20 protein-coding genes are annotated in these 19,760 nt (G+C 39.1%); 4 read left to right on the top strand and 16 right to left on the bottom strand.

Annotated elements, in window-relative coordinates; all coding sequences use genetic code 11:
* The first annotated feature begins 44 nt into the window (after window positions 1-44).
* The gene (gene barA, locus H4J46_RS03605; RefSeq protein WP_182232183.1) at window positions 45-2,852 is read left to right on the top strand and encodes a two-component sensor histidine kinase BarA; all 2,808 of its coding nucleotides are present in this window, start codon (window positions 45-47) and stop codon (window positions 2,850-2,852) included.
* 18 nt (window positions 2,853-2,870) lie between these two features.
* On the opposite strand, the gene H4J46_RS03600 is transcribed toward barA, so the two are convergent.
* The 12 genes from H4J46_RS03600 to rpoE all read right to left on the bottom strand — a co-directional run bounded on the left by H4J46_RS03600 (window position 2,871) and on the right by rpoE (window position 12,701).
* On the bottom strand, window positions 2,871-3,116 hold the full coding sequence (locus H4J46_RS03600) for a hypothetical protein (RefSeq protein WP_182232182.1): 246 nt from the start codon (window positions 3,114-3,116) through the stop codon (window positions 2,871-2,873).
* A 137-nt stretch (window positions 3,117-3,253) separates the two neighbouring features.
* Complete coding sequence (acpS, locus tag H4J46_RS03595; protein ID WP_182134933.1) at window positions 3,254-3,634, bottom strand: holo-ACP synthase; 381 nt, start codon at window positions 3,632-3,634, stop codon at window positions 3,254-3,256.
* Window positions 3,635-3,658: 24 nt separating this feature from the next.
* The gene (gene pdxJ / locus H4J46_RS03590; protein ID WP_182232181.1) at window positions 3,659-4,396 is read right to left on the bottom strand and encodes a pyridoxine 5'-phosphate synthase; all 738 of its coding nucleotides are present in this window, start codon (window positions 4,394-4,396) and stop codon (window positions 3,659-3,661) included.
* Between the two features lie 91 nt (window positions 4,397-4,487).
* Window positions 4,488-5,174: a DNA repair protein RecO gene (gene recO / locus H4J46_RS03585; protein WP_182232180.1), complete on the bottom strand. Its 687-nt coding sequence runs from the start codon at window positions 5,172-5,174 to the stop codon at window positions 4,488-4,490.
* Window positions 5,175-5,343: 169 nt separating this feature from the next.
* Window positions 5,344-6,255: a GTPase Era gene (gene era / locus H4J46_RS03580; RefSeq protein ID WP_182134927.1), complete on the bottom strand. Its 912-nt coding sequence runs from the start codon at window positions 6,253-6,255 to the stop codon at window positions 5,344-5,346.
* 34 nt (window positions 6,256-6,289) lie between these two features.
* Entirely contained in the window at window positions 6,290-6,976 is a 687-nt protein-coding gene (gene rnc, locus H4J46_RS03575; protein ID WP_310650203.1) for a ribonuclease III, read from the bottom strand.
* 2 nt (window positions 6,977-6,978) lie between these two features.
* Window positions 6,979-7,899, bottom strand: coding sequence for a signal peptidase I (gene lepB, locus H4J46_RS03570; protein WP_182232179.1), 921 nt, complete (start codon window positions 7,897-7,899; stop codon window positions 6,979-6,981).
* 95 nt (window positions 7,900-7,994) lie between these two features.
* The gene (gene lepA / locus H4J46_RS03565) at window positions 7,995-9,785 is read right to left on the bottom strand and encodes a translation elongation factor 4 (RefSeq protein WP_182232178.1); all 1,791 of its coding nucleotides are present in this window, start codon (window positions 9,783-9,785) and stop codon (window positions 7,995-7,997) included.
* Window positions 9,786-9,873: 88 nt separating this feature from the next.
* Complete coding sequence (locus tag H4J46_RS03560; RefSeq protein ID WP_182232177.1) at window positions 9,874-10,350, bottom strand: SoxR reducing system RseC family protein; 477 nt, start codon at window positions 10,348-10,350, stop codon at window positions 9,874-9,876.
* Complete coding sequence (locus H4J46_RS03555; RefSeq protein WP_182232176.1) at window positions 10,347-11,369, bottom strand: MucB/RseB C-terminal domain-containing protein; 1,023 nt, start codon at window positions 11,367-11,369, stop codon at window positions 10,347-10,349. Before H4J46_RS03555 ends, H4J46_RS03560 begins: the two co-directional genes overlap by 4 nt.
* Window positions 11,366-11,959 (bottom strand): sigma-E factor negative regulatory protein, encoded by a 594-nt coding sequence (locus H4J46_RS03550; RefSeq protein WP_182232175.1) that lies wholly within the window; start codon window positions 11,957-11,959, stop codon window positions 11,366-11,368. The genes H4J46_RS03555 and H4J46_RS03550 overlap by 4 nt, the downstream gene beginning before the upstream one ends.
* 163 nt (window positions 11,960-12,122) lie before the next feature.
* Complete coding sequence (gene rpoE / locus H4J46_RS03545) at window positions 12,123-12,701, bottom strand: RNA polymerase sigma factor RpoE (RefSeq protein ID WP_182232174.1); 579 nt, start codon at window positions 12,699-12,701, stop codon at window positions 12,123-12,125.
* 237 nt (window positions 12,702-12,938) lie between these two features.
* Here rpoE and nadB point away from each other — a divergent pair, with 237 nt between their 5' ends.
* The gene (gene nadB, locus H4J46_RS03540; protein WP_182232173.1) at window positions 12,939-14,540 is read left to right on the top strand and encodes an L-aspartate oxidase; all 1,602 of its coding nucleotides are present in this window, start codon (window positions 12,939-12,941) and stop codon (window positions 14,538-14,540) included.
* 38 nt (window positions 14,541-14,578) lie between these two features.
* On the opposite strand, the gene H4J46_RS03535 is transcribed toward nadB, so the two are convergent.
* Together H4J46_RS03535 and H4J46_RS03530 are read right to left on the bottom strand one after the other, a co-directional pair.
* Window positions 14,579-15,076: a protein YgfX gene (locus H4J46_RS03535; RefSeq protein WP_310650202.1), complete on the bottom strand. Its 498-nt coding sequence runs from the start codon at window positions 15,074-15,076 to the stop codon at window positions 14,579-14,581.
* Window positions 15,018-15,269 carry a succinate dehydrogenase assembly factor 2 gene (locus tag H4J46_RS03530; protein ID WP_182189911.1) on the bottom strand — a complete coding sequence of 84 codons (252 nt, stop codon included), beginning with the start codon at window positions 15,267-15,269 and terminating at the stop codon, window positions 15,018-15,020. Before H4J46_RS03530 ends, H4J46_RS03535 begins: the two co-directional genes overlap by 59 nt.
* Window positions 15,270-15,466: 197 nt before the next feature.
* On the opposite strand from H4J46_RS03530, the gene ygfZ reads away from it, so the two are divergent.
* On the top strand, window positions 15,467-16,432 hold the full coding sequence (gene ygfZ / locus H4J46_RS03525) for a tRNA-modifying protein YgfZ (RefSeq protein ID WP_259365669.1): 966 nt from the start codon (window positions 15,467-15,469) through the stop codon (window positions 16,430-16,432).
* 8 nt (window positions 16,433-16,440) lie between these two features.
* The gene (locus H4J46_RS03520; RefSeq protein ID WP_182232170.1) at window positions 16,441-16,935 is read left to right on the top strand and encodes a peptidylprolyl isomerase; all 495 of its coding nucleotides are present in this window, start codon (window positions 16,441-16,443) and stop codon (window positions 16,933-16,935) included.
* 262 nt (window positions 16,936-17,197) lie between these two features.
* Here H4J46_RS03520 and H4J46_RS03515 read toward each other — a convergent pair whose 3' ends face one another.
* Both H4J46_RS03515 and H4J46_RS03510 read right to left on the bottom strand, forming a co-directional pair.
* Entirely contained in the window at window positions 17,198-19,150 is a 1,953-nt protein-coding gene (locus H4J46_RS03515; protein ID WP_182232169.1) for an ATP-dependent DNA helicase RecQ, read from the bottom strand.
* A gap of 34 nt (window positions 19,151-19,184) precedes the next feature.
* The gene (locus H4J46_RS03510; protein ID WP_182232168.1) at window positions 19,185-19,538 is read right to left on the bottom strand and encodes a RidA family protein; all 354 of its coding nucleotides are present in this window, start codon (window positions 19,536-19,538) and stop codon (window positions 19,185-19,187) included.
* Window positions 19,539-19,760 lie beyond the last annotated feature (222 nt).

The following is a 19,760-nucleotide window of genomic DNA, read 5'->3' as shown; positions in this document are numbered from 1 at the left end:
TAGTGTTATTAACCCAATTATTTTACACTAAAGCTTAACAAAAAATGCATAAAATAAGCCTGAAATATTGGGTAATTTTACTTACGGTCGTTCCTACGACTCTAATAAGTTTAGTTGTTGCTAGCTACTTATCCTATAGTCGCTATAGCGAACTCGATCAGTTTATTTATCAACGTGCCAGTAGCATCATTTCTCCTCTTGCCATTAGCAGTGTTGAGCCATTATTAGCTAAAAAAAGAGATAGCTTAAGAACGTTGATCGGCTTTAGCCACCGCAGTCAATCCGACATTATAACAAGCATCGCCATATTCACTGTCAATAACCAAGTATTTGTAACAAGTGCTTATCACGCTGATACCCTTGCCATGCGTATTAAAACAGGACAAAGTTTGCCTAAACGCATTCAATATGAAGACTACGGTGATTACCTCATTTATCGCGCGCCCATTATTGACGAATTTACAACACAAACCAGTGAAGACACTTTAGGCAGTAGTATTATTGGCTATATCGCCATAAACATTGACAAGAGTACGATTAGATATGCTCAACAACAGTTGTTGATCACAGTATTTTTCATCTTACTCACTGGCTTTATCATTAGTGCATTGTTTGCCTATAAACTCATTAATAGTGTTACACGCCCCATATCATCAATGGTATTAGCGATAGACCGCATTAGAGAAGGAAAAATTGATAGTCGTATCAGTGGACAACTTGTTGGTGAACTAAACTTTTTAAAAAATGGCATCAATACCATGGCGCAATCTTTAGGTACTTATCAAGATGAAATGCAACGTAGTATTGATCAAGCCACAATAGATTTACGTGAAAGTTTAGAGCAATTTGAAATTCAAAACGTCGAGTTAGATATTGCAAAACGTAAAGCGCAAGATGCTAACAAGGTAAAGTCTGAGTTTTTGGCCAATATGAGCCATGAGTTACGTACTCCTCTCAATGGTGTTATCGGTTTTACTCGGCAAGTGTTAAAAACGCCTTTAAGCGATACTCAGCGTGATCACTTACAAACTATCGAACGATCAGCGGGCAGCTTGCTCTCGATTATTAACGATATTTTAGACTTCTCTAAACTTGACGCTGGTAAAATGATAATTGAAAAAATTCCATTTTCAATTCGTGAATCAATTGAAGAAACCCTGACGTTACTGGCACCCAGTGCCCATAAAAAGAATATTGAATTATCATTACGTGTTAGTCCTAAATTACCTGACTCACTGATTGGTGACGCAATGCGTATCAAACAAGTGATGGTTAACTTAGCCAATAATGCGATTAAATTTACTGACAAAGGCTCGGTGGATATCAAGATTGAAGGTCATGTTATTGGCAAGAATCGCTATAAAATCAGGGTAACAGTTCAAGACACGGGGATCGGCATATCAGATCAGCAAAAAAATTCAATTTTTCAAGCCTTTGGCCAGGGTGATAAAAGTGTGACACGGATTTATGGCGGCACTGGTTTAGGACTGGTTATCTCACAACGTTTAGTCTCTGAAATGCATGGTGGTATTGGTTTTGAAAGTATAGAAAATGAAGGCTCAACTTTTTGGTTTACCTTCCAGTGTGAAATAAACACCATACCTACTTTGCAGTTATCTGCCCCGGAGAGTCTGATTGGTAAGGCAATATTATATTATGAGCGTCATGCCGCTAGTCGTTTAGCAACCAGTGAGATATTAGCAAGTTGGCAAATGAAAACGACTTGTATTAGCCAACGCAGTGATATGAATGAACTACTGGCAAATAAAGAATTGCTCGCGTCATTCGACTTTGCTTTAATCGGCCATGATGTTACACCATCGGCGCTTAATGAAGTGAAAAAATTTATATTTATCCTGAAAGATATTATTCCATCCATACATTTAGCCATTAATAGTAACTCACCTAGTTTACATGAGGCGTTAATTTCAAGTGGTGCTAGAACTTGTCTCAGTAAGCCTATAACGGTGCAGCGCTTGAGTAAAACGCTTGCTCCAACAACAATTCGAGAAATCAAAAGCTTAATTGCAGTGTCAGAAAAAAAAGTACCGATTAAAGTACTGGCAGTTGATGATAATGAAGCCAATTTAAAATTGATCAATGAGCTTTTACTTGAACAAGTAACAGATGTCGTCACAGCTACCGACGGCGCTCAAGCAGTAGAGTTATGCCGACACGAGAGATTTGCCTTAATTTTTATGGATATACAGATGCCTGTACTCGATGGCATTTCTGCTTTGGCTATTATTCGTCAACAAACACTTAATGAGCATACCCCGATAATCGCGGTGACCGCACATGTCTTTGGGGAAGAAAAAGATAAATTACTCGACAATGGTTTTAACTCCTTTATTACAAAGCCTATTGATGAAGCCATGCTGCATCATAGTATTTATGAGTATTGTGATTCAACATTACTCGCTTATCACCCTAAACTTGTTGCTCCAACACCTAGGCCTATTAGCGATTTCAGGCCAAAAATTATTGATTGGAAACTGGCATTACAAAGAGCAGGACAAAAACAATTGTTAGCTAAAGATATGCTTATTGGCTTGGTCAACAGTTTGCCAGAAAGCAAAGCAAACATTTCTGAAGCGCTTATCTCTCAAGATATTGAGCAGTTAAAAGTGTTAATACACAAGCTTAACGGCGCTTGTTGTTACTCTGGTGTCCCCAGTTTAGGGAAAGTGACTCATGAACTTGAAACAGAATTAAAACGAGATATTGGTCTAGATGATTTACAGCCAGAATTCTTTGAATTTTTTGAACAAATAGATTTAGTACTAGAAGAAGCTGAAAATTTCATCAACAATATTGAAGTAGACAGTGAAAATATCACTAGATTGAACTAAGGAAAACAAGATAAATAGTTAACGCATTTTTATATTTGGCGAGGTGTTAATGTCGCCATCTTCAGTAATCACAGCAATACCTGAGTCAGAGCTTAATACGGCTAAACTATGTCCTTCATCATTGCGAATAAAGCTGAGTTCATAACCAAACTTCCCTAAACTACTGGCAGAAAACTTTTGTGCCAGTGAGAGTTTAGACCACCATATTGATTGCTCGGGTACTTCTTTTCGCCTATTAAGAATAGGATTTTTTTGCGACGGCATATCGACTCCCCCATCCACATCTACCGATAAAAAAATTCATTCAGTCTGATTAAAGTATAGGGTATATCTTATTGCCAAGTCATAGTTTATTCGTAACTTTGTCACATGCCGTTACATACTGAGCTTGCCGTTAATAACTATGTTGATAATACAACAAAAGCTGTGGCATATTTCACTTCATCGGAGAGTGATATATGCCATGTAGTAGCACCTAGATTTTCAGCTAGCATTAACGCCTGCAAACTAAGCTCAAGTGTGGGTTGCCCAGAGGCTAATGACACAATATCAAAATGTTGAAATGAGACACCATTAGCAATGCCGGTGCCAAGCGCTTTAGCTGCCGCTTCTTTGCCAGCCCAGCGCTTAGCCAAAAAGCGCTCAGGTTGTTTTAACGTAAGATAGTGCTGATATTCACCAGACGTTAAAATTCGCTTCGCTAAGCGTTGCTGCGCATTTTCAGACATTTTAGCAATGCGTCGAATATCAACTATATCGGTACCAATACCAACAACTGACAAACTTTAACCCTCCAAAATACTAAGTTATCCTAAAGTACGTGCTTCTAGCATTAAACGCTTCATGTCTCGAACCGCTTTGTCTAAACCGTCAATCACCGCACGGGCAATAATAGCGTGACCAATATTGAGCTCAATTATTTCGGGTATCGCCGCGATTGGCTTAACATTAAAGTAATTCAGCCCGTGACCTGCGTTAACTTTTAAACCTAAGCTATCAGCGTACTCGATGCCTTCAACTAAGCGCGCAAGCTCTTGTTGTTGCTCTTCTTCGGTTGCTGCATCAGCATATTGGCCAGTATGAATTTCGATATAAGTCGCTTTACTGAGTACAGCTGCATCAATTTGTTTTTTATCTGCATCAATAAATAAACTGGTTTGTATGCCCATATCAGCCAATCGAGCTACAGCGGCGTTAATTTTATCTTGTTGCCCAGCAACGTCTAACCCACCTTCCGTGGTTAACTCTTCACGTTTTTCCGGCACTAAACAACAAAATACGGGTTTAACGTCACAGGCAATATCCAACATTTCGTCGGTAACCGCCATTTCAAAATTCATCCGCGTATGTAAGGTTTGTTTTAGTACATAAATATCTCTATCTTGGATATGGCGACGGTCTTCACGTAAATGCACTGTGATACCATCAGCACCCGCATGCTCAGCTACAGAAGCCGCATATACCGGATCAGGATAATTAGTGCCACGTGCTTGTCTTAATGTGGCAATATGGTCTACGTTTACACCTAATAAAATATCTTTCATATGCAATCTCTTATTATGTTTACTGGATTAATTTTAACACTTTACATCGCTAAGTTTAACGCTTTAACTTAGAAACTTAACCATGGCTTTGCTATGCTTTCTTACTAAAGAGTTTTCGACTATTGAGCGGTGCACCATCAAGTAAATGATTAATCACTTGTCTCATCAAAGCTTTAAAAGTGTTGAGTACTTCTGGTGTCGATAAATCGCGCTCGGCAATCGCTTGTAAATGCCAACGATTATAACAAGGCTGCTTTAATTTTGTATAAGCTGGAATAAAACCTTCGTCTGGCAAGTAATAGAAGCCTTCTGCACTATGCTCAAATACTAATGAGAAATCAAAAGAAAGACCCAGTTCATCCATTAGCATCAATTCAAATTCTCGCAAACAAATCTCAATATTGCTTGCTTGGACTAAAGCTTCTAAGCTCATTTTATATTGCTGAAAAAGTGCCTCGCATGCAATGTTGTCGCCAAGCAGCTTAACCAATAATTCATTAATATAAAATGCACTGAACAAGGCATTTTTCTTTAAAAGAAAAGATTTTCCAATCGGCTCAACTCTAATTAAGCTCTTTAAGTTATATTGGCCTTTCAAGGTCACTTTAATCGGTAGAAAAGGTTGTAATAGTGCCTTACGGCTCGACTTTGTTGAGTGACCGACATAACTTAACGCTGCTAGTTTACCGTCATGCTCAGTTAACAAATCAATTAGCAGCTGATTCTCTCGATAAGGTCGACTATGGAGCACAAAAGCTGACTGCGTAGTTTCTAGCATCTAGATTCCAAGTTAGCCCAATGGCATTTAAGCACTATTCAGAAAGCGAAAAATAAAATTTTTATTGGCTCAGGTAGCAGTTACAAACTGGACCTAAGCACCTAACTCTATGTAGGCGAGGCTTAATCAACTACTTTGTGAATAGTAAGTTTAGCCCGCATATATCAAACTAACCTGAGTAATCATCGCCATAGCCTAAGCTTCTTAATGCGCGTTCGTCGTCTGCCCAGCCTGATTTAACTTTCACCCAAGTCTCTAAAAATACTTTACGTTCAAATAGGTTTTCCATATCACGTCTTGCTTCTTGGCCAATAACTTTCAGTTTTTCACCCTTATTACCAATAACCATGCGCTTTTGGGTCGTTCTTTCGACTAAGATTAGCGCGTTAATATGCAAAATACCTTTTTCATCAATCTTAAATTGTTCAATTTCAACCGTCGTTGAGTAAGGTAACTCATCGCCAGTAAAACGAATTAGCTTTTCACGCACAATTTCAGAAGCCATAAATCGACTTGAGCGATCGGTAATATAATCTTCTGGAAACCAAAACTCTGCTTCGGGTAAGGTGTTAAGGCAGATTTTTTTAATCGCCTCAACGTTATCACCTTTACTCGCTGAAATAGGTACAATATCAGCAAAATCATGCATAGCACCTAACTTCTGTAAATGCGGTAACAAGGTGTCTCTGTCCGGTATATTGTCAATTTTATTGACCACTAATACACAAGGAGCACCGCTGTTTTTAATTTTGGTCAGCACCATTTCATCGTCACTTGTCCAATGAGTACCCTCAACTAAAAACACTACAGTGCCAACTTCTGCCAACGTACTACTGGCAGCACGGTTCATTAAACGATTAATAGCCCGCTTCTCTTCTGAATGTAGCCCAGGGGTATCAACTAAAACAGCTTGATGATTACCTTCGGTTAAAATACCTAATATTCGGTGACGTGTGGTTTGTGGTTTACGTGAGGTAATACTGACCTTTTGGCCCAGCAAGGTGTTTAATAATGTTGATTTACCAACATTTGGACGGCCAACAATGGCAATAAGACCGCAATAGGTTTGTTCTGTTGTCATAATCTAGTTATCAACTTAAATGTCAAACAAGTTATTAAGCTTGTTCTATTAATTCTAAAACCTGCAAAGCGGCTGATTGCTCAGCTTTACGTCGGCTACTGCCCTTAGTAATCACTTCCTTCACAATTACGCTTGTTGTGCAGCGCACTGTGAACTGCTGATTGTGTGATTGCCCCGTGGTATTAATTACATCATATTGTGGCAAAGGAATTTTTCGTCCCTGCAAATACTCTTGTAAACGTGTTTTTGGATCTTTTTGTTCATTACCTGGCTTGATGTCGCTTAAACGCTGTTCAAACCAGCTGAGAATTAATGCCTGACATGTCGGTAAGTCAGCATCTAAATAGACAGCACCTATGATGGCTTCAATGGCATCTTCAAGAATCGAATCTCTGCGATGACCGCCACTTTTTAATTCGCCAGGTCCTAAAATCAAATATTGCCCTAGGTCAAAGTCTCGACCCACCTCAGCTAAAGTAACACCTTTAACCAAACTTGAACGCATACGCGTTAAATCGCCTTCGGCCTGCTTGGGAAATTTTTGATATAAAGACTCTGCAATAACAAAACCTAGAATTGAATCACCTAAAAACTCTAGTCGCTCATTATGAGCACCTTTAGCGCTTCTATGCGTTAACGCTTGCAATAATAGCTTTGGCTCTTTAAAACTATAGCCAATTTTTTTATAAAGCCGCGCAATCGCGGCAGGAGTATGTAACACAGTTATTCAATTCCACCGATTCGAGAAAAACGCACATTAGTTGGTATCCAATGGGGTAAAAAGCTGTCTGGTGTACGATCAAAATCAAAACTCATCCAGATAGCAACCGCTTCACCGACTAAATTTTCTTCTGGCACAAAGCCCCAAAAACGTCCATCTAAGCTATTATCCCGATTATCGCCCATAACAAAGTAATGGCCTTTAGGCACAAAAAACTCATTTTCTTGTGTACCACTTTGCTGAAAGTAATGCTGTGTGCGCGGTAAAACTTGCTCATTGACTAAGAAGTCATGTGTTTTATCCGCCATGGTTGAGGTGTAACGCGTTAATGGCATACCATCGTCGTTATAATCGGTTTTATTTTTAAAATTTTGTTTTACTTGCTCAAAATCAGGACATTTTGCATCAGAAGCCAAACAGGCTGATTTGATATATAAAATTTTATTTTTATATATCACTCTATCGCCCGGTAAACCTACCACACGTTTGATGTAATCTATTTGTGGATCTCGTGGGTATTTAAAGACCACAACATCACCACGTTCTGGCAACCCAACTTGAAAAAATTTATTACGTACTACGGGATCACGTAAACCATAGTTAAACTTATTCACTAAGATAAAATCACCATCAAGTAACGTTGGCATCATAGAACCAGAAGGTATTTGAAACGGCTCATAGATAAACGAACGCAGTATCAACACAAAAGCAATAACTGGAAAAATTTCTACCGAGGTATCAACTAATGCTGATGGCTTAATTAATTTAGTCACAATGTTTTCGCTTAAAGGTGATGCACATTGAGCTTGCGCATCTGCTAACTTAAGCTGACGTTGTGGTGCTAAATAAAACTTATCAGCTAACCAAACAATGCCGGTAATTACGGTAACTATGACTAAAAATATTGAAAAGTAAACTGCCATATTATTCCTATCTTTTAGTAATTAAACTAATATCAAGTTGATTAATTAAGTGTTCTAATCTTTCATTGAACAGATAATTAATCAACTTGGTATTCTTATTTATCCAATTTAAGCACAGCTAAAAACGCTTCTTGTGGTACTTCTACATTTCCCACTTGCTTCATGCGCTTCTTACCATCTTTTTGCTTCTGCAATAATTTTTTCTTACGAGAGATGTCACCACCATAACATTTTGCGGTGACGTTTTTACGCAGCTGTTTAACCGTAGTTCGAGCGATAACATTGTTACCAATGGCCGCTTGAATAGCGATATCAAACATTTGTCGATGAATTAACTCTTTTAATTTTTCAACTAACATGCGACCACGGGCAACAGAATTCGCGCGATGAGTAATCATAGCTAATGCATCAACTCGGTCGCTGTTAATCATCACATCAACACGGACCATGTCAGCCGGTTCAAAACGAATGAAATGATAATCTAATGACGCATAACCACGACTGGTTGATTTTAACTTATCAAAAAAGTCCATCACTACTTCTGCCATCGGTAATTCATAAGTTACCGCAACTTGATTGCCGTGATAAATAATATCTTTTTGCACACCACGTTTTTCAATACATAAAGTAATAACATTACCTAGATGCTCTTGAGGTACCAAAATATTCGCCTGCACTATTGGCTCACGAATTTCTTCAATATTATTTGTCGCCGGTAAATCGCTTGGATTATCAATAGAGATAACATCACCATTGGTACAAGCTATTTCATAATTTACCGTTGGCGCTGTTGTGATCAGATCAAGATCGTATTCGCGAGCAAGACGCTCTTGCACAATTTCCATGTGCAACATGCCTAAGAAACCAATACGGAAACCAAAACCTAGTGCTGATGAGTTTTCTGGCTCAAAAAACAAAGACGCGTCATTCAAACTGAGTTTATTTAAAGCATCACGGAAGTTTTCATAATCTTCTGAGCTGATCGGAAATATACCGGCATAAACTTGTGGCTGAACTTTCTTAAAGCCTGGTAAAGCTTTCGGCGCTTCTTTTTTAAAGATAGTTATCGTGTCACCTACTGGTGCACCGTGAATCTCTTTAATACCCGCAACTATAAAACCTACTTCACCCGCTTTTAATATACCGGTCGGTTTTTGTTTTGGCGTAAAAATACCCACCTTGTCAACTATATGGTGTTGTCCTGTCGACATCACCACCATTTTATCGCCTTTTTTGAGTTGGCCATTCATAATTCGAACCAAGGATACTACCCCTTGGTAGTTATCAAACCACGAATCAATAATAAGTGCTTGCAGCGGTGCATCAACATCGCCCTCAGGCGGTGGAATATTCTCAACAATAGTTTCTAGTACGTCTTCAATTCCTAAACCGGTTTTAGCTGAACAGGTCACAGCACCCGTAGCGTCAATACCGATAATATTTTCAATTTCTTCACTAACACGCTCAGGATCGGCTTGTGGCAAATCAATTTTATTTAGAATAGGGATGACTTCCAGTTCCATCTCAAGTGCGGTGTAGCAGTTAGCTACTGTTTGGGCTTCAACACCTTGACCGGCGTCAACAACCAGTAAGGCACCTTCACATGACGCTAATGAACGGGAAACTTCATAAGAAAAGTCGACGTGACCTGGCGTGTCGATAAAGTTGAGTTGGTACACTTCACCGTTATTCGCTTTGTAGTCTAAAGTAACACTTTGCGCTTTTATGGTAATACCACGTTCGCGCTCAATATCCATAGAATCAAGTACTTGGGCTTCCATTTCACGTTCTTGTAGACCACCACAATGTTGAATTAGGCGATCTGAAAGCGTTGATTTACCGTGATCAATATGGGCGATAATAGAAAAATTTCGAATATGTTTCATAAATGGGAAGTCAAATAAGTTTATAGTTAATTCAATAATGGCGAGATTTTAGCGAATTTAGCGCTCAGGGGCTATCTTTTGTTGCGATTCAATCAGTGATTTCTGTAATCATGATGTTTTTATTTTCTCGACGGATAATTTTTGGCGCCAGTTTTGCACAGGTTGCGCTCTTTATTTGTTGCCTTTTAGCTAGTATAAAGCCACAAAAACCACCAGTAATACCCAATAAAATTGCAAGAATCTCATGAGGAAATATGGTGTTAATCACTAACCATTGGCCAAACCAAGAAGCAAGTAACAAGCCTAATACCGGCCATAAATAAACTTGCCAGGCCGATTGCAATAGAGCACTTTCATTCAAGCCTAACACAACGTTATCGCCAAGTTCTAAGGCTAATGATGATTTTAAGGTCAACGAAAGTTTTTTCTGTGGAAAAGCTTTCGCTACCTGACCACTGCCACAATTGTCGACTTGTTGACAACCACCACAAGCTGATTTTATCAAACTAGTAACGGTGACATTGTCATGATCAATAGCGACAACGGTGGCTTGTTCTTCTATCATGGTGTGGATTGAGTATTTAAAACAACAGAATCAGCAATAGCTTTTGCCGTTTTTGCTGGAATTTTACCCACAACACTGACTTCAAAGCCATTAACTACTTGATTCAATACCACGGTTGCGCCATCCATAACATAATCGGTCGCACGTTGGGTATCTTCACTGGGATTTACGTAAACGGAAACATCGACTAAACCATCATTAAAAAGCATAAATTCGACAGGTTTTTTAGTGGTAGAAATTCGATGGCGGTTGGCATTTAAACGTTTAAAGCCCTCAGGTAACCATTTAACTTGCCATTGCAGTATTTGTTCTTGATAGCCGGCTGGAATTTCAATAACTTTTGGCAAAGTTGTTTGCTGTAATTGCAATAAACTCTCACTTAAAGCATCAGTAATGTCCAAATGGGTAAACTGTATTTGTTCTAATAATTGCCCAGTACGATTTGCCAAGGCGAGTTTTAATAACATACCGGATTCTTGGTCTAACCATAGCCAGTGTCCGTAACGATATACATCTTTAGAAACAATACGAATTAATTGGGCAGGTCGCCCTAGTACCCGACTCCGACCAACAGAGATAAAATCATAGGTTTGACCAAGCGCAGTGACACCTTCGCGCAACACAGCAGGAATAGGACCGGTTATTTGTTGAGATGTTACTGAGTATGGAGGTAATTCTGGCTCGATATAACTAACAATATTGTCCTTTCGTAAAACATCCCTGCGTGGGCCGTTTAACAAAGAGAGAATTTCTAACTCATTACCATTTTCATCTACACCATGAAACCAGTGATAAGGTTCTGCTTGATTGTTTTTAACAACAACAAAAGACGTACTAAAGTTGAGGGTTTGTAAAGAGGTTGCGAGGCGCTCAAGCCAGGGTTCGGCTTGTTTTTTTTCATTGGCCGCTATTGGTGTGCTAATGTCTTCATTGGCCGCTGCTGGTGTGCTAATCTTTTCATTGGCTGCTAATGATGTGCTAACGGTAACCAATAGCAGCAGACTTGATATTAATTTCATTTAGCTGATTCTTCAGCCTTATCTTGTGGTGGTGTATGATTTACATCCACTGAGCTTAATTTAATTTGTTGTTGATGATCTGATAATAGCGCTTGGAAACGTCTTTGTTGTTCAATAAAAGCTTGTTTTTCACTGCTGCGGCTAGTTTGTTGAAAATTTAAGCTTACGGGTTCTGCAATACCACCAAATGGCATAGTTTTAACCACTTGACTAGCCGGCAATAAAGCATCGGTATCAGCGCTATTTTGTTGTACGCCCATAACCATAAGACCGGCTGCAGATGCTGCGATGGCCATTTGACCAAATGGTTTAGCAAACTGCACCACTTTCGCTTTTAATTTACCAACAAGGTTATTGCTAGTGTGAGGCGCTAAAATCGTTGGCTCATCAGCAATCGCTGACGCTATTTGTACTGATAGATCAAAATTAATAACATCAGAAGCTTCACCGCGCATTACATCACCCATTAAATGGTAACGTTGCCAAGTTGCTGACAAGTGTGAGTCATTGAGGATCTCATCAAATAATTCATCGTTTTGTTGATCATTATCTACAATTGACGATACTGCCTCAAACTTATTTTCACTCATAAAAACACCTTAAAAAAATAACTCTTCATTCAATTAGCTAACAAAAGACTAAATTATCAGCTAATACTATATTTAGTATGCTTGCGTGTACTGCTGTTGAGCTTGCTATTTTGCATTTAATCTTTTGTACTTAATGTCGTTGCGTTTAATGTTACTGCATTCACTATTGCTGTAACAATGGCCTGATTTTTTTATCAACTGCATCACGCGCTCTAAATATTCTTGAACGTACTGTGCCGACAGGGCAATCCATAACCGTTGCAATTTCTTCGTAACTTAAGCCTTCTAACTCTCTGAGGTTGATCGCAGTTCGCAAGTCTTCCGGCAATTGTTCTATAGTCTTAAATATGACATTTTTAATTTCATTGGTCAGTAATAATTTTTCTGGTGAGGCATTCTCTCGTAACGCTTCAGCCGAGTCATACATTTCCGCATCTTCAACTTCAATATCTGAGCCAGGGGGTTTACGCCCTCCGGCAACTAAGTGGTTTTTCGCACAATTAACAGCGATGCGATATAACCAAGTGTAAAAGGCACTATCGCCTCGAAAGTTAGGTAAAGCTCGATAAGCTTTAATAAATGATTCTTGTACTATATCAGGCACATCACTATGGTTTTTAACATAGCGTGAAACCAAGTTTGCTACTTTATGTTGATATTTAACTACTAGCAGGTTAAATGCGTTTTTATCACCACGTTGCACCCGCTCAACCAACTTTTGGTCAACGTTTTGTTCGCTCATTTGAGCTCCATCTCCTACTCGCCATTATTTCACTTATCTACATCTGGTTTACATCTGGCTCATAGCAAACGCAACAACTCATGGCAAACGCAACAAGTAGGACTAGCCTTATGTTAAAAAGTTCGATAAATATTGAAAAAAATTAAATTTTGTTTATAAAATAGTTTTATGCTGTTCTGTAACGGCAATAAAAGCTATATTGGGTTACAGATTATTGTACCTTAATTTTAAGAATATATGAATCAACAACACAACTGTGACGTTTTAATTATCGGCAGTGGCGCGGCAGGATTATCGCTTGCTCTGCATCTGGCCAAAAATGCCGACGTGCTTATTTTAAGCAAAGACGAAATTAACGAAGGCTCAACATTTTATGCGCAAGGAGGTATTGCAGCAGTCTTCGATGAAAATGACAGTGTTGCCTCACATGTCGCTGATACAGTCATCGCTGGAGCAGGATTATGCGACGAAGCTATAGTGCAACATACTGCTGAAAATGCCAAAAACTGCTTAGAATGGTTAATTAATAAAGGCGTTGATTTTGATCAAGATGTACCTGCTGCTAATGGAGATATTCGCTATCATTTAACGCGAGAAGGCGGACATAGTCACCGCAGAATTCTGCACTCAGCTGATGCCACCGGTCAAGCCATTCAAACAACCTTGGCATCACAGGTAAAAAACCACCCTCGCATTCGTATTTTTGAACGATATAACGCTATTGATCTGGTTTATCAAAAAAATAAAGTCAATGCCGAACGTGAATGTGTTGGTGCTTATGTATGGAATCGAAATGATGAACACGTTGAGCGCATTTTTGCCCATAAAACTATTTTAGCCACAGGTGGTGCGAGTAAAGTTTATCAATATACCTCAAATCCTGATGTTGCCAGTGGCGATGGTATTGCTATGGCATGGCGCGCTGGTTGTCGCGTTGCAAATATGGAGTTTAATCAGTTTCATCCTACTTGTTTATTCCATCCTGAGGCGGGTACCTTTTTATTGACTGAAGCACTAAGAGGCGAAGGCGCACTGCTACTTCGCCCTGATGGTAGCCGATTTATGCCTAGCTTTGATGAACGAGCTGAATTAGCACCACGTGACATTGTGGCCCGCGCGATCGATTTTGAAATGAAACGACTTGGCGCTGATTGTATGTATTTAGATATTAGCCACAAATCCAGTGATTTTATTAAGCAGCATTTCCCAACAATTTACGAACGCACACTAGCCCTTGGCATCGACATCACAAAACAACCTATGCCTGTGGTACCTGCTGCTCATTACACCTGTGGCGGCGTTATGATTGATCAACAGGGCCAAACCGATATTGAAAATTTATATGCAATAGGCGAAGTCGCTTATACCGGACTACATGGTGCTAATCGCATGGCAAGTAATTCACTACTAGAGTGCCTAGTATTTGCGCGAGCCGCCGCCATTGATATTGAACAAAAAATTGATATATCAAAACCTTGCATAACACTTCCTGCCTGGGATGAAAGCCGAGTTACCGACTCCGATGAAGAAGTTGTTATTCAACATAACTGGCACGAACTGCGGTTATTTATGTGGGACTATGTCGGTATTGTGCGCACAACAAAACGCTTAGAACGAGCATTGCACCGAGTCGAACTTTTACAAAATGAAATCGAAGAATACTACCGACATTTCAGAGTCAGTAATAACCTATTGGAGTTACGAAACTTAGTCCAAGTGGCCGAATTAATTATTAGATCAGCATTAGATCGTAAAGAAAGCCGAGGTTTACATTATACCTTGGACTTCCCTGATTTGTTAACAGAAGCAAAAATCACTATACTTAAGCCAATAGAGTAATAAGTCATTTTTACCCGTAACTTTTCAGTCACAGCTTTTCATCCGTAACTTTTTACCCGCAAGATAGTGCGAGCCAAACGCGCCTGATCTTCGCTAGATAAGCTATCTTTGAAAATAAAGTGTTGAGCAGTTACGGTATCTCTGCTGCTAAAAACTAGCCAATAACCCCACAAATTAATTTGTGAATGAGACGATATTTGCAAAGATTTTTGATGGTTAAATTGGCATTCACCGGTATCTGATAAAACAAAGTTCGCTTTATTTTTATCTTTGCTTGAGGTAAATAACATCAGCCACTGACTTGCTAGCGGCGCAGGGGTTTGGCGATACAGAAAAATTATAAAGCCCAATAAAGCAGCCATAAATAATCCAAGCCAGAAGCTAATTCCGAAAAGAACAGTTAAGGTAAGATAAGTAAAACCCAAATAAAATAATAAGTTAAATATCGCCCTAGACTTAGAAGGCGATACCTTAATATTATAGTTTAACTCGCTGTAATATAATCTGCACCATGGCGTTAAGCTCTTTGTCTTCACAAGTTTCGTGCCCCATAAACCATGCAAATAGCTCAGGATCTTGACACTCTAATAAACGCTCAAAAGTAGCTTTATGTTCACTAGATAATTCATCGTAAGCCTCTTCAACAAATGGCATAAAAAGTATATCTAACTCTAGCATACCGCGTCGACAAGCCCAGCGAAGTCGAGGTTTATTATCTTTTAATGTCATACATCACTCTAATTAGTAAAATCTCGCTATATTCTAACAAATCCAAAGTTAAAATAGCCACGAATTGATCTTTAAATTAGTAAACTTTTAATAGTAAAGTAGCAGAAAAATCGGCTATATGCTTGTAATCTGAATAAATGTCCTCACCTATGATGTTAATAGCCTTTTTTCAGCAATATTGCCGGATGATGAACATAATGAATAATAACTTACCTAGTTATAACGAATTACCAGAAGTATTTGCAATCAACCTTGATAGTATTGGCGCCATTACCTTAACGGGCCAAGAACAAATCAAATACCTACAAGGGCAAGTTACCTGTGACGTTGACACCTTGGCGCAGACAAAGCTACTTATTGGCGCGCACTGTAACGCCAAAGGTAAAGTATTTTCTGCTTTTCGTTTACTGGAGCGTGAAGAAAAGTTTTTACTACTTCAACCAACAAGTTCGATTGAGCAATCTTTAGCAGAACTAAAGAAATTTGCCGTTTTTGCTAAAGTTGAAATAAGCCAAGACACTGAATTGGCTTATTTAGCCATTGCAGGCCAGCAAGCATCTGCTAAAATGGCGACATTATTTCAACAAGTGCCTGACACACTTACACCCGTCGTACATGAAAATAACACCACCTTGGTTTACCTTCCTGGCAACATTAGCCGCTATCTCATTATTGATAAAGTTGATACATTAGCTAATATTTCTGCAACCTTTGATTGTCCAGTCTATGACGGTGCACTTTGGAACTTACTCGAGATTTCAGCTGGATTTCCCATGCTTTCTCAACAGTATGTCGCAGAATATGTACCGCAAATGCTAAACCTTCAAGCAATGGATGGCATTAGCTTTACTAAAGGTTGTTATTTAGGCCAAGAAACTGTTGCTCGTATGCAATATTTAGGTAAAAACAAACGCGCGCTTTTTGCCTTAACAGGCAAAGATACAATGGCTAACGTCGGCGATATTATCGAGAAAAAGCTTGGTGAGAATTGGCGTAAAGCCGGTGACGTATTAGCGGTTTATCAAGCCAGTAATATGCAGACCTATATACAAGGCGTTTTGGCTAACGATGTTGATAATAGCACAGAGCTAAGAATTAAAACCCAAGACTCAGCTCTAACAATAATACCCTTACCTTACAAATTAAGCACAACCACTGAATAGGACATAATATGAAAATTACCGACAACAAAGTTGTTGTACTGCATTACGCAGTATCTGATAACGAAGACACCTTGATTGATAGTTCTTATGATCACAACCCATTAGCGGTAATTCAAGGTTCTAATTATCTGATTCCTGGCTTGGAAGCAGCCTTAGTGGATCACAAAGCAGGTGATAAATTTGAAGTAGAAGTTAGTGCAGACGATGCTTATGGACAACGTGAAGACGGTTTTGTACAAACTGTACCCAAAGAAATGTTTGCTGGCATTGAAGATTTAGACGTAGGTAGTCAACTGCGCGCTACGACTGATGAAGGCGAACAAACCGTTATTGTAATTGACGCTCAAGAAAACGAAATTACCGTTGATGGTAATCACCCGTTGGCCGGTATGGACTTAAAGTTTGATGTTGAAATTTTAGAAGTACGTGATGCCACTGAAGAAGAGTTAGCGCATGGCCATGTTCATGTTGAAGGTGAAGAGGCCTGTGGCCACGATCACTAACATTTATTAACTCAAGCCAAGGCTAGATTAGCCTAAGCTGAGATTAAAAAAAGGCACTGATGAAGTGCCTTTTTTGATCGGCATAATATCTCGCCAGCACAAGTTCTACCAATTTCATTAATTAGGTGGTCTACTTTATACGCAGGAAAAATGGCTAAATATAAGGCATTTATTTTAATAACTAGTGGTTATAATTATTAAATAACGCAGTAGTTGGTTGTTTTAACCAGTAAAAGTCATCCGAAAATTAGTGAGATTGGTATTATACCAAAGGTATTACTTGTGCTTTAATTTCGCTATAGCGCATGTACTGACAAACGCCAAAGTAACTTAATTGCCGCACTTTAGCACGAGTAAACAACGGCACACTCATACCCGACAAAAATCGACAAATAGTGTCAGTAGACAAGATATCTGTTGGTCGACCAACAGGAGACTTTAAGGTTGAAAAGTGCTGTTGCAACTGCTTAATAGCGAGAGCAATAGTCTCGGCACTCACCGTTTGATGATTGCTTGAATAAGGTAATATTGCTACCTGCCCACGACAAACAGAACAATGCCCACAGTTTTTTGGTGCACGTTGATCATCAAAGTATTGCGAGAGCTGCTGAGTTAAACAATGTTCACTTTGAAAAAACGCGACCAGCTTAGTGATGCGCTCAATTTCGGCCTGCTCTTTGTCAAAAAAGTAATGAAAAAGCATGTCGACCAAGTTAGCATTTTCTAACGCCACCATATTGACACTAAAGACTTCTGTTGCCTTTTTTGTTTCCAAAACAATATGCTGCTGCTCTGCTAAATACTCAAGCGCTGCAATAATACGTTTTCTCGACGCTTGATGACGGGCATACATCAGATCAAAGTCAGGCTCACCCCAAATTTTCTTCATTTTTGCGCAATTAAAGACTTGCGCTAAAAATTCGTTACGCTCGGCATTAAATGCCCTGATGATTTGCGCTTTTGGGGTAACAAATTTAAATTTAAAATCAGCAAAATAGCTAAATTTAGCGTCAATAACCCCAAGTAATTCTAACTGAACCAATAAGGTTTTTAATGGTAGCTGCTTAATATTACTGGCATTTGACAAGTTCAGCACTTGCAGTTCCCATTCACCATTTTGCATTTCGTTACGTATGTTTTGCAACACATAGTCGATGCTTGCACGCTCAGGCGTGTCAGCATAGACAAAGTTTTCTACGGTATGAATACCATCCAGATTGGCCAGAGTAAAACAGGCGGCATTAGCTTTGTCTCGACCTGCCCGGCCAATTTCTTGACTATAGTTTTCAATGGATTTAGGTAAATCATAATGAATAACAAAACGGATATTGGCTTTATCTATCCCCATACCAAAGGCGATAGTTGCGACGATAATGGGGGTTTTTCCTTGCATAAAGTCTTGCTGTATTTGCTTGCGTACATCATCTTTAAAACCGGCATGGTAAGCCTTTGCCGCTATACCTTGTTGTTGCAGAAAATCCGCCACTTTTTCAGCACTATGTTGCAAAGTAACATAAATAATACCGCAACCCTGGTGCTGGCGAATTAAATCAACCAGTGTTTGATTTTTCTCTTTTTCTGCGACCGGTAAAACAGATAGATCTAAGTTACTGCGATAAAAACCTGTTTGCACTATATGCTCATCAGTAATAGCAAATTTATTAGCCATATCCTGCTTAACTTGTTTAGTCGCTGTGGCCGTAAGTAAAAGCACTAAGGGAATATTGAGCTCTTGTCGATAACGTGGCAATTTTAAATAATCAGGTCGAAAATTATGACCCCATTCTGAAATACAATGGGCTTCGTCTACCACCAACATAGAAATAGCAATAGCTTCAATAAACTGGCGAAAGCGCTCATTTTTAAAACGCTCAACTGATACCATCAAGATTTTTATTTTACCCGAGCGAACGTCTCGGTTAATTTGCTGACTCTCTTCAAATGATAATGTTGAATCGATACTGGCCGCTGCGATACCTTTTGTATGCAAAAATGCCAGCTGGTCTTTCATCAAGGCCAATAAGGGTGATACCACCAAGGTTAAATGCGGTAAATTTATTGCCGCTAATTGATAGCATAAACTCTTACCGGCACCAGTTGGAAAAATGGCTAAGGAAGAGTCACCATTAAGTAACTGCGTTATCGTTTGCTCTTGCCCGGTTCTAAACTCATCAAATCCAAAGGTGGTTTTTAATGATTGTTGTAACATCAACATAATTGGCCTACTGCTTAAATATTTACTGTCTAGTCTATGATATTAAAGCAGCAACAACACTTATTTCGACCAAAAGCACATCTCTTGCCATAGCCGCTTGCACACAAGCACGAGCGGGTGCAAAGCCTAATGGCACCCAAGCATCCCATACCGTGTTCATAGCAGTAAAATCAGTCATAGTTTTTAGGTATATTGTTGCTGATAACATATGCTGTTTTGAACTACCTGCAGCTACTAATAAAGCCTCAACCTTATCTAGCATAGTTTGTGTTTGCTCAGTAATACTTTGAGTGGCGTCAGCGCAAACCTGACCACATAAATATACTGTGTCGTTGTGTTTCACTATGCGGCTCATGCGCGCTTTAGTCTCTAATCTTTCAATCGTCATTATTCTCACCTTGATATAGTTAAAATTGTTAGGCTTTCACATTCATGCGATCGTAGCAGAGCCTAATATCCTGTACATAAAAAACCCTAAGGTTTACACCTTAGGGTTTTTTAATATTAATGAAAAAATAACTGAGGTTATCAGCACAGAAAAAAGATTCGAATTCAAGCTGGTAGCACCAAGCCTAGTTTACTAGTTTAGTACTGCCAACACAGAGTTGAA

Source organism: Colwellia sp. MB02u-6 (assembly GCF_014077095.1).
In the GTDB taxonomy this organism is placed as follows: Bacteria; Pseudomonadota; Gammaproteobacteria; order Enterobacterales; family Alteromonadaceae; genus Cognaticolwellia.
Note: the sequence above shows the minus strand (reverse complement) of the source record. Positions and strands in the feature narration are given on the sequence as shown.